The 15,298-nt window shown below is 39.5% G+C and carries 15 protein-coding genes; 14 read left to right on the top strand and 1 reads right to left on the bottom strand.

Going from position 1 to position 15,298, the window contains the following annotated elements:
- Positions 1-25: 25 nt before the first annotated feature.
- The 6 genes from BMI76_RS01510 to BMI76_RS01485 all read left to right on the top strand — a co-directional run bounded on the left by BMI76_RS01510 (position 26) and on the right by BMI76_RS01485 (position 4,240).
- The gene (locus BMI76_RS01510) at positions 26-304 is read left to right on the top strand and encodes a PTS sugar transporter subunit IIB (RefSeq protein ID WP_075345863.1); all 279 of its coding nucleotides are present in this window, start codon (positions 26-28) and stop codon (positions 302-304) included.
- A 241-nt stretch (positions 305-545) separates the two neighbouring features.
- On the top strand, positions 546-1,031 hold the full coding sequence (locus BMI76_RS01505) for a PTS sugar transporter subunit IIA (RefSeq protein WP_075345862.1): 486 nt from the start codon (positions 546-548) through the stop codon (positions 1,029-1,031).
- A gap of 38 nt (positions 1,032-1,069) precedes the next feature.
- Positions 1,070-1,735, top strand: coding sequence for a 3-keto-L-gulonate-6-phosphate decarboxylase UlaD (locus tag BMI76_RS01500; RefSeq protein ID WP_075345861.1), 666 nt, complete (start codon positions 1,070-1,072; stop codon positions 1,733-1,735).
- Positions 1,736-1,738: 3 nt separating this feature from the next.
- Entirely contained in the window at positions 1,739-2,602 is an 864-nt protein-coding gene (locus tag BMI76_RS01495) for an L-ribulose-5-phosphate 3-epimerase (protein ID WP_075345860.1), read from the top strand.
- Positions 2,603-3,313: an L-ribulose-5-phosphate 4-epimerase gene (locus BMI76_RS01490; protein WP_075345859.1), complete on the top strand. Its 711-nt coding sequence runs from the start codon at positions 2,603-2,605 to the stop codon at positions 3,311-3,313. It begins immediately after the preceding gene.
- A 522-nt stretch (positions 3,314-3,835) separates the two neighbouring features.
- On the top strand, positions 3,836-4,240 hold the full coding sequence (locus tag BMI76_RS01485; protein ID WP_075345858.1) for a hypothetical protein: 405 nt from the start codon (positions 3,836-3,838) through the stop codon (positions 4,238-4,240).
- A 532-nt stretch (positions 4,241-4,772) separates the two neighbouring features.
- On the opposite strand, the gene BMI76_RS01480 is transcribed toward BMI76_RS01485, so the two are convergent.
- Entirely contained in the window at positions 4,773-5,918 is a 1,146-nt protein-coding gene (locus BMI76_RS01480) for an IS110 family transposase (protein ID WP_075345857.1), read from the bottom strand.
- Positions 5,919-6,178: 260 nt separating this feature from the next.
- Between BMI76_RS01480 and BMI76_RS01470 the strand changes: the two genes are divergently transcribed.
- The 8 genes from BMI76_RS01470 (at position 6,179) to BMI76_RS01425 (ending at position 14,940) form a co-directional block, all read left to right on the top strand.
- Positions 6,179-6,454, top strand: a complete 276-nt coding sequence (locus tag BMI76_RS01470) for a hypothetical protein (protein WP_075345856.1) — start codon at positions 6,179-6,181, stop codon at positions 6,452-6,454.
- Between the two features lie 229 nt (positions 6,455-6,683).
- On the top strand, positions 6,684-6,893 hold the full coding sequence (locus tag BMI76_RS01465) for a hypothetical protein (protein ID WP_075345855.1): 210 nt from the start codon (positions 6,684-6,686) through the stop codon (positions 6,891-6,893).
- A gap of 356 nt (positions 6,894-7,249) precedes the next feature.
- Positions 7,250-7,453, top strand: a complete 204-nt coding sequence (locus BMI76_RS01460; RefSeq protein WP_075345854.1) for a hypothetical protein — start codon at positions 7,250-7,252, stop codon at positions 7,451-7,453.
- Between the two features lie 788 nt (positions 7,454-8,241).
- Positions 8,242-8,529, top strand: a complete 288-nt coding sequence (locus tag BMI76_RS01450; protein WP_257615229.1) for a hypothetical protein — start codon at positions 8,242-8,244, stop codon at positions 8,527-8,529.
- Between the two features lie 242 nt (positions 8,530-8,771).
- Positions 8,772-8,951 carry a hypothetical protein gene (locus tag BMI76_RS01440; protein ID WP_037586696.1) on the top strand — a complete coding sequence of 60 codons (180 nt, stop codon included), beginning with the start codon at positions 8,772-8,774 and terminating at the stop codon, positions 8,949-8,951.
- A 753-nt stretch (positions 8,952-9,704) separates the two neighbouring features.
- Positions 9,705-11,897 carry a peptide cleavage/export ABC transporter gene (locus BMI76_RS01435; RefSeq protein ID WP_374057268.1) on the top strand — a complete coding sequence of 731 codons (2,193 nt, stop codon included), beginning with the start codon at positions 9,705-9,707 and terminating at the stop codon, positions 11,895-11,897.
- 13 nt (positions 11,898-11,910) lie between these two features.
- Positions 11,911-12,846 (top strand): HlyD family efflux transporter periplasmic adaptor subunit, encoded by a 936-nt coding sequence (locus BMI76_RS01430; RefSeq protein ID WP_075345851.1) that lies wholly within the window; start codon positions 11,911-11,913, stop codon positions 12,844-12,846.
- Positions 12,847-13,257: 411 nt separating this feature from the next.
- Positions 13,258-14,940, top strand: a complete 1,683-nt coding sequence (locus tag BMI76_RS01425; protein ID WP_075345850.1) for a transcription antiterminator — start codon at positions 13,258-13,260, stop codon at positions 14,938-14,940.
- Positions 14,941-15,298: the final 358 nt, after the last annotated feature.

Raw genomic sequence — 15,298 nt, 5'->3', positions numbered from 1 at the left:
CAAATATTTTACAGGAGGAATTATCATGGTTAAAGTTCTTACAGCATGCGGCAATGGCATGGGATCATCTATGGTTATTAAAATGAAAGTTGAAAATGCTCTGCGTCAGCTGGGTGTGACTGATATTGAGTCAGCTTCCTGCTCAGTCGGCGAAGCTAAAGGCTTAGCTGCAAATTATGACATTGTTGTGGCTTCCAACCACTTGATTCATGAATTGGACGGACGGACAAACGGTCATCTGGTAGGTCTTGACAATTTAATGGACGATAACGAAATTAAAACAAAATTACAGGAAATCTTGTAATGATCTAATGTAGGAAGAGAGTGGGACAAAAATCGGTAAATCGTGATTTTATCACGATTTTGATTTTGTCGTCCCACCTCCGCATAGTTGATTAGGTTGGCCGCTATCACTTGCGTAGCAAGGGATAAGGACCACCAATCAACCACTGCGTTAATCTAGTAAATCTAGAACAATACAAAGAGGCGTCCCGCTTCCTTCCACTTTAAAAAAGATAAAGAATTTTGGTAAGAGAGGTTTTTTGATGAACTTAACAAAATCATTTAAGGAAAATAATTCCATTCGACTGGGACTGTCAGCAAAAACTTGGGAAGAAGCTGTAAAATTATCTGTTCAGCCCTTGATTGACAGCGGTGCAGTCACAGAAAAATATTATGACAATATTATTGCTTCTACGGAAGAATACGGTCCTTACTATGTCCTCATGCCGGGAATGGCTATGCCCCATGCAATGGCTGGTGAAGGAGTCAATCGCGATGCCTTTTCACTCATTACTTTGACGGAACCAGTTGCATTTTCAGACGGGAAAGAAGTATCGGTGCTGCTGTGTCTGGCCGCTACCAGTCCCGCTATTCATACATCTGTGGCCATTCCGCAGATTATCGCTCTCTTTGAATTGGAAAATTCGATCCAGCGTTTATTGGATTGCAAAACACCTGAGGAAGTGCTGGCTATGGTTGATGAGTCCAAAAGCAGTCCCTATCTTGAAGGCTTGGATTTAGATTCTTAAAACAGCCTCTTTGTATCTTTAATGAAAGGAAAATAAATATGACCAAACAATTACCAAATTTACAAGTTGCTCTTGACCATTCTGACCTGCAGGGAGCTGTTACAGCAGCTGTTTCAGTGGGAAACGAAGTCGATGTTATCGAAGCAGGAACAGTTTGCCTCCTTCAAGTCGGCAGTGAATTAGTAGAAGTGCTGCGCAGTCTCTTCCCGGATAAAATCATTGTTGCTGATACTAAGTGTGCCGATGCCGGCGGAACGGTAGCTAAAAACAATGCTGTCCGCGGTGCTGACTGGATGACCTGTATCTGCTGTGCAACGATTCCAACCATGGAAGCAGCCCGCAAGGCCATCGAAGAAGTCCGCGGAGACCGCGGTGAAATTCAGATCGAACTCTACGGTGACTGGACTTACGAACAAGCACAGCAATGGCTGGACGCTGGGATTTCACAAGCCATCTACCACCAATCGCGCGATGCGCTCTTAGCCGGCGAAACTTGGGGTGAAAAAGACCTTAATAAGGTTAAAAAACTGATTGATATGGGCTTTCGTGTTTCTGTCACCGGCGGACTTAGTGTAGACACCTTAAAACTGTTTGAAGATGTTGATGTCTTTACCTTTATCGCAGGCCGCGGTATCACAGAAGCTCCCGATCCAGCGGCAGCAGCACGTGCCTTTAAAGACGAAATCAAACGGATCTGGGGGTAGGCTATGGCACGTCCAATCGGTATTTATGAAAAAGCAACACCCAAACACTTTACCTGGCTGGAGCGTCTCAACTTTGCTAAGGAATTAGGTTTTGACTTTGTCGAGTTATCTATTGATGAAAGTGATGAGCGCTTAGCGCGCTTGGATTGGTCAAAAGAGGAAAGATTGGATTTGGTTAAGGCCATTTTTGAAACGGGTGTGCGTGTGCCCACCATCACCTTCAGCGGCCATCGCCGCTTTCCGATGGGATCAAATGATCCCGACAAGGAAGCGCGTGCCATGGACATGATGAAGAAGTGCATCACCTTTGCCCAAGACATCGGTATTCGCAATATTCAGCTGGCAGGCTATGATGTCTATTACGAAGAAAAATCGCCGGAAACGCGGGCGCGCTTCATTAAAAATCTGCGTCAGGCCTGCACCTGGGCAGAAGAAGCCCAAGTCATCCTCTCTATTGAAATCATGGACGATCCTTTCATTAATTCCATTGAAAAATATTTGGCTATTGAAAAAGAAATTGACTCCCCCTATCTGTTTGTCTACCCGGATACGGGTAATGTTTCGGCTTGGGGCAATAACCTCTGGAGTGAATTTTACATCGGGCATCGTTCCATCGCAGCCCTTCACTTAAAAGACACTTATGCTGTCACAGAAAGCTCAAAAGGGCAATTTCGCGATGTGCCTTTTGGTCAAGGCTGTGTTGATTGGGAAGCCATGTTTGAGGTGTTAAAGAAGACCAACTACAACGGCCCATTTTTGATTGAAATGTGGTCAGAAAACTGTGAAACAGTTGAAGAAACACGGTCAGCTATCAAGGAAGCGCAGGATTTCCTTTATCCACTAATTGAGAAAGCGGGGTTACGATAAATGTTAGTACCAGAATTAAGAAAACGTGTTTACGATGCTAATATGGAGCTACCAGTTCATGGTTTGGTAAAATTTACCTGGGGCAATGTCTCGGCCATTGACCGCGAGCAAGGCTATATTGCTATTAAGCCATCAGGTGTTGCTTACGACAAACTGTCACCTGAAAATATGGTCGTGACAGACCTTGACGGAAATATCGTTGAAGGGGAACTCAATCCATCATCGGATCTGCCAACCCATGTCGAGCTTTATAAAGCCTGGCCGGAAATCGGAGGCATTGTCCACACCCACTCAACTGAAGGTGTTGCATGGGCTCAGGCAGGACGTGATATTCCTTGCTACGGAACCACCCATGCAGATACCTTTTACGGACCGATTCCTTGTGCCAGAGCCTTGACAGCCGAGGAAATTAACGGGGAATATGAAAAAGAAACCGGTAAGGTTATCATCGAAGAATTCGCCAAACGCAGCTTAGAGCCTTTAGCTGTTTCAGGTGTTACAGTGCGCAACCACGGCCCATTTTCTTGGGGCAAGGATGAAAAATCAGCTGTTTACAACGCAGTCGTTTTAGAAGAAACCGCTCGAATGGCTCGCTATACCGAAGCCATCAACCCTCAGGTCGAAGAAGTGCCGCAAGCTTTGAAAGACAAACACTATCTGCGCAAACACGGGAAAAACGCCTATTATGGGCAAAAGGGCGATGGTCATTAATATATATAATCACAAAAAAGAAACATTTATAAGTCTGGAACGCTATGTCCCAGACTCTTTTATTTCCGATAAGAATTGCAAATCTATAAATAAAAAGCGAATAATGTTATAATTATCAGAAAATTTTTGTTCCTTTTTCGCTTTGTTACCATCGCTGTTAAATTTCTGGAATATTATTGCACAGGATATTTTAAAATGTTAGAATGACAGCAATATTTAGAACAAGTATTGAGTGCACTCATTTGGGCTTGCAGAGATTAAGGAGTATGTGATGCTGACACAAAAATTAGGAAGAGCTGTTCTTATCAGTTATCCCGTTTTGTTGCTTATTCCCCTATTATTACCTATTAAAAATATTAAGCTTATCGTGTTTATAATTTTTATGATAGAAAATATTTCAGTATTAATACTTTATTGGAATAAAAAGCATCAACATTGACAAATGAGTTCATTTTACTGTCTCCAATAGTGGTGCAGCTGAGCCATTTATTATGGACAAATTAATGATTGGGATGTATTAACATGATGATAAAAGATGAAAAAACACGAAGGATAGTAACTTTGCTTTCTTGGCTTTTGCTGGCTGCAAGCCTAGCTTTGGTTGAATGGTCGCATTCGAAAATCATAGCAATAGTGCTACTTATACTTATTACAGCTGTAGCTGTTTTCAACTTTTTTTCTACAAAGAAAGCCGAAGAAAAAAATAATGAGAGAGATCAAAAAGCAAATGATTCAACCGCTAGCATGAGAGAGAATCAAATACGAAGAATACTTTATTTGCTGTCTTGGTTTATATTTGCCATGGTTACTGCTGTCATTATATGGCGCTATTCAAAAATAGCAGCAATAGTACTAGTTATTCTTATCACAGCCGTAACTGTTTTTGTCATGAAAAAAGCTGAAAATAGTAAAGATAACTCAAAATAGATAAAAGCGTCAGTATCCTTTCAATGATGAAAAGGAATATGGGAAGGTCAAGCAGATTTGTGCAGTTATCACTATCATAGTACAAGTTTTTCTGTTGGCTTATATGGGCTTTCGCTATTTAAAAAATAAAAGAAAATAAATTATTTTGTAATCGTTGGCGAATATAAAAGGTAGGAAGGTGAAGGAAGGGCGGGATAAAGTTCTGAAATTAGTTTTTAGCGATCAGCCTTTGGGTCATTGTACGAGATGACTGGCTTATTTTTTGTAAGAAATTAATTCAAACAATAGTTATCAGAAAATTTATACTCGCTTTTCACTTTGTTTCCGTCAAAGTGAAAAGTCAGAAATATTATTGAACCTGTCATTTTAAAATGCTAAATGGCAGCAATATTTAGAAAATACAAACTATAAGAAAAGTCAATAGTTTTAGATGAATTTATATTTTTCCCATTATGAGTTTGAGAGGACACTAAAAAGCCTCTGAAACGCCTCATTTTTTCAAAGGTTAGGATAAGTCTAAGATTTTCGAGAATTATCTTACTTTATTTTCGTCAAAAGGGCTGTCGTATTTGAGCAGATAAAAGAGTATTCGGATAAGTTTCTTAGCGACATGAGTGACAGCGACATTGTAATGCTTCCCTTGGTCTAACTTAGTTCTGAGATAGGCTTTGAAGGCAGGGGAATAGCGTGCCGCTTTCTGTGCGGCTTGCAGGAGAGCCCATCGTAGGTGAGGCGATCCACGCTTGACCATTTTCCCTGATATGTCTATCTGCCCTGATTGGTAAATGGAGGGTTCCAGTCCGGCAAAAGCCTGAAGTTGCGCTGGATTGTCAAAGGTATGGATATTTCTGATTTCCGCTAGGATAACTGAGCCCAACCGATTACCGATACCTGACACAGTAGTGATGACCGAGTTGATCTCAGCCATCAGCTCATCGACTTGTTTTTCGGCTTTGTCAATGAGCCTGTTATAGTGCTGGATATTCTCAATGATTTCGAGGAGTTCAAACTCATGGGCAGGTGAAGTTGTCCCGATAGAGTTTGATGCGACCTTGAGAATATCCTGTATTTTAGGGACTGTTAATCGCTTAATGTCTATCAGTTGCTCAACCCCAGCGTCCAGCATTTTCTGAGGGCTGGGGTAGCGTGAGAGTAGCTCGTAGGCATAATCGGAATGCTTTCCAATGATTTTAGCCAACTCAGGAAAGATGATGTCCAGACAGCGAGTATATTGGACTTTCCAGTCGGACTGTTTCTTCTTGAGGCGATGGATATGTCTCGTCAGAATCTTCAACTCTTCTTGACAGCTATCGTGTCGAAACTGCTCACGGTTTGGATCTGATAATACCTTAAGTGCGATAACACGGGCATCTTTCTTATCTGTCTTGGTTTTACGAAGTGACAGTGACTTGGCAAACTCCTTGATAATCAGAGGGTTGTAAGTATAGACCGGATAGCCCTGTTCATGAAGGAAAGTTAAGAGATTACAGGCATAATGTCCGGTATCTTCAAGAGCGATGAGAGCGTCTTGGTTTAGCTGTTTCAGGGTATTGTCTAAGAGCCTAAAACCAGCTCTGTTATTAGAGAAAGTGAGTGGTTTGAGGACATTGTTTCCTTGTTCGTTTAAGACGGATACATCATGTTTGTTTTTAGCGACATCAATGCCCACAAAAAGCATAGAGGTTACCTCCTAATAGATATTGTATTCAAGCGCACTTGGTTATCCACGAACTTTTTGCCTTGTCACCTTACAGGAGATTAAACGTCTAGGCGTTATCAAACTCATTACCAATTGAAACAAAAAGCTGTGGTTAGAGCCTTTTCGAAATCGTCAAGCGATTGGAGAAGATTAACTAATCCACAGTGGCTTATTCCAAGTGTATCACTTGGGCTTTGGCAGCAGCTAACTGCACTAAATATAATATAAGGAGAAGTTTTATGAACACAGTAACTTTAGATTCAATGGCATTTGATCATTTTGAAACAGTAGGAGAAGATTATCTTGCTGGAGTTGAAGGTGAAGGACTGGGTCTTGGCATCTGTCTTGGACTTGTCGGTTTTGCCGGTGGTTTTGCTCATGGAGTTGTCCAAGGAGCTGGGGTAGGAACTGCAATAGAGCCTGGATATGGTACAATAATTGGTGCCTTAGTTGATGGAGTTGGTCAAGGTCTTATATATGGAGGAGCTGGTTTTGCATCTGGGTATAGCCTATGATTAAACGTATATTTCAGAATAGCTTGTTGCCGCTTTTTGTAATAATGGGGTTAGTGACTGTATATACATCGATAAGACCCCTTAAGTATATTCTAGTTGCTTTAATGGCATTAGAAGGACTTTCTCTCATTGTGATTGATGGAGCAAAACTATTAAAAATGATTAAACATTGAAAGTGTCTGAAGATAGGCAAGCACATTTTATTTCTCATGATTGAAGGGGAAATTTTATGTTTTCAAAAAAATCTATAATCGTTAGTTATACTTATATGTTGGCTATACCTACTTGTCTTATACTCTATACCATCTTTCCAAGCATAAGAGATTTTGTTTCTACTGTGTATCTAATAGGAACGATGTTGGTTATCGTTTTATGCTGGAAGGATTTTTTCAAACTGGTGCAACTGATAAAAGATTATTGGAAAAATAAAAAGAGGTGATTTCATGTTTTTACATGAAGCTTTTAGATCGTGTACATCTTATGTTAATGATTTCACTCATATTTCTCTTTAAATATATGACAGACAATATAGAAAAGGTGATGTTGGTTTATGCACATAATTCAGTCAATTTTAGTGTTACTTGCTCTTTGTGTATTAGCACTTATTTCTTACCGCAGTAAAAACATAGTAATTTCATTTATCTGTGTCATCATTTTGCTTGGTCTATTTGTTTATTATCTTTTGCATTAGTGAAAGCAAAAGTATTGTCAAATTATTGGTTATATGCTGGTTTTATGAAAGGTTTCAGTTATGATACGTACGGAATTTGGATTAAAAAATGTTAGGAGTTTGATATGAAAATTTCGGGACATACTATAATAATTTGTCTGTTGTATGTAATCAGTATGAGCATTTTAGTGTTTATTCCAAAGTGGTTTCCAAGTGAAAACATAGAGCTGATTACTTTTCTCATAGGATTGGTAGCAAGTTTAATTATGATTGCAGTATATGGTAAGTATTTCTTACAAGTGCTAAGAGATTTAAAATCCCATAAATAACGGTAGATTTTGGTTAATTTGGTGCTGTTATTGGTGCAGCTGCAGGTTTTATTCATGGTGCGTATAATGGATTTGTAACAGGTTATGGATATGTTAGATTTTAAGAAAATTTTAGTGGTTGCAATGACAGCAACGATTATTTCGGGAATTTTAGCGAGGATTAGTGCATCCAGCGGGAATAATACGACAAAATATTGTTGTCTTACTTTACTAATTTTGGTGGATATTATTTCACTAATCATTATCGGCGTTAGTTATTTTAAGACTAAGTGACAAGTAATCAAATTCAGATTTTAAAGTCGTAAAACTCATTGTAGTTCTATCATATTTTAGTCTCTCTTCAATCATTAGTAGTTGATCATTTTGGCAGATGTAACTGCTTTTTCTGAAGCTGAAGGTTAGAAAAACGGATGGTAATAACATGTGGAGTATTTTAAGTCGTCTTTTTATGATTAGCTGCATAGTATGTCCGTTAATCGCTGCTTATGGCAAAGGTACAATCATTAGACTGATTTCTTTTGGGGTCTTTGTATTAGAGTGTATTGCAATAACATTTTATGGTTTATATTTGTGATTTTTTCAATAAGAGCTGAGTGACACTCTCTTCGTTTTTTAATGAATTAAAAAGTCAATTAGTTTAACTAATCTGCCAGTTGGCATTTTTTAAAAAAGCTAATTGGCACTAATAAAATAATAATCGTCAGAAAATTTTATTGTTTTTTGCGATTTATTACTATCTGTGTTAAAAAACAGAAATTTTATTGCATCTGAAAAATTGAAGTATTATAATGGCGGTATTAGCAGGTAAAAAAAAGACTAATGTGATAAATTCATTAGCATTTGACAATTTTAAAGCACCTGGAGAAGATTATCTTGCTGGAGTTGAAGGTGAAGGACTAGGTGCTGCAATTGGTCTAGGCATCACTGAAGGGATTGCCGGCGTTGCTACAGGGTTTAATGTGGGAAGTGAAGGCCTGTTAATTCCTGGTCTTGGTGAGCTGACGACGGCTGGTGGTATGATTATTGGAGGAACCGTTGGCCTTATCCATGGGGTTATCACGGGATGGAATATGTGATAAATAGAGTAGGTGATATAATGAAGTTTGGCGATAATATTATTTTATTTTTTACGCTGGCTCTAGTGATTTCCTCGACCGCAGCGGTTATCGTCTCTTCCAGCAGCAGTCAAAGTGTTAGGCATATCTGCACTGCAATTGTAATTCTTGTGCAGATTTTATTGTTAGCTTATATTGGTTTTTCTTATTTAAAAAACAAAAATAAGTAGGGTCACATGATTTTTAAGGAGGTGTACAGTTTAATGATGATTAAAGTCATGCTGAAAAAAGCTTTGCTGCCGCTTTTTGTGGGGCTGGCCTTGATTGCTGTATATACTCCTATCAGAACTGTGCAGTATATTGCTGTAGGATTAATGGTGTTAGAAAGTCTTTCTTTCATTGTAGTGGATGGGAGAAGGCTACTTAAAGCTATCAAACATTGAAATCATTCTGTTAGCTGGTCTTGGTAGTGTAGGAGGAGCCGCAGGAGGATTTGTTGCAGGAGCAGCTGTAAATACTTGATAAATAGAATAGTTAAGGAGGTGTACAATGTTATCACCTAAGCTTTCTCGTTTTGTTTTGGCAAGTTACCTTATTATATTGCTTATACCTTTGCTGTTTCCGCATGTAAACAATATTAGTCTGATTGCGTTTTCTATATTTATGTTAGAAAACTTATTAGTAATAGCTCTTTATTTAAAAAATAAATATTTTTCCTAAGTTTAGTGGATTATTTCCGCTTTCTCGTGATCTGATTTCTTTTTTACTATATAAAGGTCAGGTCCTTTTTTGTATAAGGTACTGTGTTTAGAAAAAGTGATTACTAGTTTTTACCATTTTATGATTAAACCAATAATCACTCGCATTTTTGCTGAATCAGCACATTTTAAGGATTACAATGACGAATAGTCAAGTGAATAGAGGGTGCAATTTAGCAGAATTTGACTGTACTGGCATTTGGAACCTGCCCATCTTCCAGCTAAGCAGAGGTCTGGCAAATATTATATAGATTATAGCTGGTAACAGTTAGCTCCCTGAGTTCTCCTTTGAGTAGGGTCGGATTATTAAGCTAGTTTAAATTTATTTTAGAGAGACATCTTATGAAACAAACAACTTTTTACATCATTTTAATTATCGTTTTGGTGGTCTTGGTTAATCTTCTTTTAGAAGTTGTTAAAAGAGTTATCAGAGGAAGAATGGGCGTTTCTGAGCCATTGCCGGACGGGCAGTCCAGATTATTCTGGCGCAGACATTATAAGATGGTGCCTCAGATTGATACCAGAGACTGCGGAGCGGCGGCTTTGGCTTCTGTTGCTAAGCACTATGGTTCGCATTATTCTCTTGCGCATCTGCGGGAACTGTCAAAGACCAATAAACAAGGAACGACGGCTCTTGGCATTGTCGAAGCCGCTAAAAAGATTGGTTTTGAAACGCGTTCTATTAAGGCGGATATGACGCTGTTTGATTATGATGATCTGACCTATCCTTTCATTGTTCACGTGATTAAAAATCAACGCCTGCAGCATTATTATGTTGTCTATGCCAACCAAAAAGATCATCTGATTATTGGGGATCCTGATCCTTCGGTCAAGGTAACTAGAATGAGCAAGGAGCACTTTCAGTCAGAGTGGACAGGAGTGGCCATTTTCTTGGCTCCTCAGCCGAATTATAAACCTCATAAAGGTAAAAAGAACGGCTTGTCTGACTTTTTCCCGCTGATCTTTAAGCAGAAAGCTTTGATGGCCTATATCATCCTGGCCAGCTTGATTGTGACTTTGATTGATATTGTCGGATCATACTATCTTCAAGGCATATTGGATGAGTACATCCCTGATCAGCTGGTTTCGACCTTAGGCATCATTACCATTGGCTTGATAATCACCTATATTATTCAACAGGTTATGGCTTTTGCCAAGGAGTATCTCTTGGCAGTTCTTAGTTTGCGCTTAGTTATTGATGTCATTCTGTCTTATATTAAGCATATCTTTACTTTGCCTATGTCCTTCTTTGCGACGAGGCGGACAGGTGAGATTACTTCTCGTTTTACGGATGCTAATCAAATTATTGATGCCGTGGCGTCAACCATCTTTTCCATCTTTTTGGATATGACCATGATTATATTGGTTGGCGGGGTCTTGCTGGTGCAAAATAATAATCTTTTCTTCCTGACTCTGCTTTCCATTCCGATTTACGCTCTTATTGTGTTTGTTTTCTTAAAACCCTTTGAGAAAATGAATCATGAAGTGATGGAAAGCAATGCTGTGGTCAGCTCTTCTATCATTGAAGATATCAACGGGATGGAAACCATCAAATCACTCACGAGTGAAACGACTCGTTATCAAAATGTTGACAGTGAATTTGTTGATTATTTGGAAAAGAATTTTAAACTGCACAAGTACAGTGCCCTTCAATCTGCACTAAAAAGCGGTGCCAAGCTCATTCTTAATGTTGTCATTCTCTGGTATGGCTCTCGCTTAGTTATGGATAATAAAATTTCAGTCGGTCAGCTCATTACTTTCAATGCTTTGCTGTCTTACTTCTCCAATCCTATTGAAAATATTATCAATTTACAATCCAAGCTGCAGTCAGCCCGTGTTGCCAATACCCGTCTGAATGAAGTTTACCTGGTTGAATCTGAGTTTGAAAAAGATGGAGAACTGTCAGGTGATGCCTTTTTAGACGGCGACATTTCCTTTGAAAATCTTTTTTATAAGTATGGATTTGGCCGTGACACTCTGTCAAATATCAATTTGACCATCAAAAAGGGAGATAAGGTCAGTATTGTCGGTCCCAGCGGTTCCGGTAAGACGACTTTGGCCAAGATGATTGTTAATTTTTATGAGCCCAATAGAGGTATTGTCCGTATCAACGGCAATGACCTAAAGGTTATTGATAAAACAGCCCTGCGGCAGCATATCAGCTATCTGCCTCAGCAGGCTTATGTATTCAGCGGATCTATTATGGATAACTTAACTCTGGGTGCTAAAGAAGGAACAACGCAGGAAGAGATTATTCGTGCCTGTGAAATCGCTGAAATCCGCTCAGATATTGAACAAATGCCGCTGGGCTACCAGACTGAATTATCAGACGGTGCCGGTGTTTCAGGCGGTCAAAAACAGCGGATCGCTTTAGCCAGAGCACTTTTAACCAAGGCGCCGGTTTTGATTCTTGATGAAGCGACCAGCAGTCTTGATATTCTGACCGAAAAGAAAATCATCAGCAATCTTTTGCAGATGACTGATAAGACCATTATCTTTGTTGCCCATCGCTTAAGTATCTCCCAACGGACTAACAATGTTATCGTGATGGATCAAGGAAAGATTGTTGAGCAAGGCGCTCATAAAGAACTTTTAGCCCAAAAAGGTTTCTATTATAACCTGTTTAATTGAGAAGGGGGATAACATGGATCCTAAATTTTTACAAAGTGCAGAATTTTATAGGAGGCGCTATCATAATTTCGCGACCCTGCTGATTATTCCTTTAGTCTGTCTGATTATCTTTATCGCAGTGTTCCTTTGCTTTGCCAAAAAAGAGATCACCGTCACATCCACAGGTGAAGTGGCTCCGACAAGGGTGGTATCGGTTATTCAATCTTACAGTGATACGTCCATCATTAAAAATAATTTAGACAACAATGCCAGTGTTAAAAAAGGCGATCTGCTGATTAAGTATTCGGGAACAGCTGATTCTAAGCGGCAGGCTGAACAAAAGAAGATTGTAGAAGCAAGACAAAAGCGAGCCGAAGAAGCAAAGAAAAAAGATCAGAAAACAGATAAAAAAGACAGCAAGAAAAAATCTAAAAAGAAGTCTGAAAACAAAGATTCTAAAAAGGATACTGACAATAAAGACAGTAAGCAAAAGAAGACTGAAAAGAAAAAATCCGATGATGAGGATGAAATCAAGAAAGTTTCCATCTTTGCTTCAGACGATGGAATTATCCATACCAATCCCAAGTACGAAGGGATGAATCTCATTCCAAAATGGGCTGAAATTGGGCAGCTCTACCCTGACATTAGAAAGACTAAGAAAGTTTTGATTACCTACTATGTCTCTTCTGATGATGTTGTTTCTATGAAGAAAGGGCAAAAGACTAGGCTTTCCTTGGAAAGAAAGGGCAACGACAGGATTACTCTTGAAGGTAAAATTAATACTGTTGCCTTATCGGCTACCAAGACTAAAAGCGGCAATCTTTTTAAGGTAACGGCTAAAGTGACGGTTTCTAAAAAAGACAGTAAGCTGGTTAAATATGGTATGACCGGCAAAACAGTTACGGTGACTGATAAAAAGACCTACTTTAACTACTTCAAAGACAAGCTGCTGAACAAGCTTGACAATTAATTGTCGGTGTTAAACGGTCAAACTTTCAGCAAATTCTAAGAATTTGCGGGCAGACTCAGTTGTTATGCTTAGTATAAGCTAACTCATTTAAAACTATTAAAAACCTGCTTTTTCGCCTTAAGAAGAACAGGTTTTTTGCATGATTAGCTGCTAGTATCGCGCTTTAATAACAGCTGGTGCTCAAGTTTAGCAGTCAAAGAAATGGGCTCGGCTCTCTCGAAAGTATGTTATAATGAAGCTACTATAATATTTTAATCTGCTTTTCATGATTTGGCCGATACTGCTTGGGAATGGAAGTTTTTACCAATAAAAGACTTCTGATTTAGCTTTCGTCTTTATCAGAATGAGCTGTCAGTTTGCATATGAGCTTTGTCGTACAAAGCTATGATCGATGAACAAAGGATGTGAAAAATGATTATCCTGGATCGAAATAGTTATGATCTTTTGGCCTATCTCATTGAATTAGAAGAACCGGAGACCGTTATGACTATTTCAAAAGTTTTAGGCCAATCAAGGCGCAAAGTTTATTACCATCTGGATAAAATAAACGAGGCCTTGCCGCCTCAGCTTCCTAAAATTATCAGTCATCCGCGTGTGGGAATCCTCCTGTCACTTAAGCAAAAGGAAGCCTGCCGAACCCTTTTAGCTGACTTAGATGATTATTCCTATGTCATGAGCGTGCACGAGCGGATGCTCCTCAGTATCACTTATATTGCGGTTTCTAAAGACCGCGTGACCATTGAGAAGCTCATGCAGCTCAATGATGTTTCCCGCAATACGATTTTAAACGATCTGAATGAAATCCGTGAGAAACTGTCTTTTGAACAATACAGTATCCAGCTGCAAGTTACTAAGTCGCGGGGCTATCATCTAAAATGCCATCCCCTGTCTAAAATTCAATATTTGAATAAGCTGCTCTATACTATTTATATGGACAGCAATCCCAACTATACCGCCATGGTTCGTGATAAATTGCGGAATTTTGCCGGTCTGTCCGGTTATTTTTCAGGTGATATTTCATCTTTTATGGATAAGGAGCTGCAGGCCTCTCAAAAATTACTGGGGAAGAAGATCAATTCTCAGGATATTCGTTTGATGGTTGAAACGCTGCCTTATCATATTTTAAGCTACCGCAATCTGAATCTGTCTGAGGCAGAACAAAGCGACCTGCTGCAGGAATTTTCTCCTATTAAGGAGCGAAAAGAGTATGAAATAGCTAAAAATCTGACAGAAAGTCTCAAAAACGAATTTGCTTTGGAACTGGATGAAATTGAGACGTCCTTGGTTGCGGTTTTGCTGCTGTCCTACCGCAAGGACCGAGATACCCATTTGGAGAGCCATGATTATGATGATATGCGCCGCGTGTTGGGGAATTTTATCAATACTTTTGAATTGGACTACCATGTCCATTTTCAAAATAAAAAGTTGCTGCTCAATCAGCTGCTGACCCACTGCAAGGCTCTGCTCTTTCGAAAGACCTATGGCATCGTCGCCAATAATCCCTTGACCGAGCAAATCAAAGATAAATATGCAGATTTGTTTGCCATGACCAAGGCCTGCATTTCTATTTTAGAAGAATCTTGGTTTATCAAGATGGATGATGACGATATTGCCTATATTACGATTCATATTGGCGGTGAATTGGAGCATGCTGAGTCGAAACCGACACCGCCGGCAACTCTGGCCTTGATCTGTGATGAGGGTATCGGTGTGCAAAAGCTGTTCATGCAGCAGTGCAGCCAGTACCTGCCTCACAGCAAAATCGAAGCCATTTTAACGTCTGAGCAGTTCTACAGTATTGCTGATATTATTACGGTTGATCTGGTGATTTCCGCTGTTGACAATCTTGATACCAAGCTGCCGACGCTCTTTGTTCACTCGATTTTGACAGACGATGATGCCATCAAATTAATCCGCTTTGCTAAGCAGCACGCTCAGGCAGGACAGGATGATTTTGATAAAAAATTAGAAAGCTATATTCGTCACTATGTCAAAGATGATGATGACTGCTATGTTTTGAAAACCAAGATCGAACGTTTAATCAATCAGGAACTGCTCTATGACAGCCAGTTAAAAACTGCCGCTGAAAACTAGTTCCGGTTTGGAGCAGTTTAGCAGTCAAAAACCCGCAAGCTTTTAGCTTGCGGGTTTTTGCTAGACTTAAATCTGGCTGATGCATGGCTGAATTCGTTTTGCTGTGTGGAAATTTTGAAATGTTATGAGGCAGTACCAAGTCTTGCAGGAGTACAGCTGCAGGATCTATGTTGGCACACTGTATGAAGCCCGGCCGCAGCATCAGCTTTTCTGCCGTCGGTTTAGCAAATTTGCTCCTTTCTTTAATGCGAAACCGTCGGCTGACCTAAGCGCTAAAAGCAGAAATAGTGCTCCTGTTCTGCACTATTTATCAGGAAGGGGTACTAGCTGCCCTTCTACTAAGACTATTCGCAATGGC

This window comes from Streptococcus sp. 'caviae' (assembly GCF_001937065.1).
In the GTDB taxonomy this organism is placed as follows: Bacteria; Bacillota; Bacilli; order Lactobacillales; family Streptococcaceae; genus Streptococcus.
The sequence above is the reverse complement of the archived record's forward strand: the minus strand, read 5'-3'. Positions and strand labels throughout refer to the sequence as shown.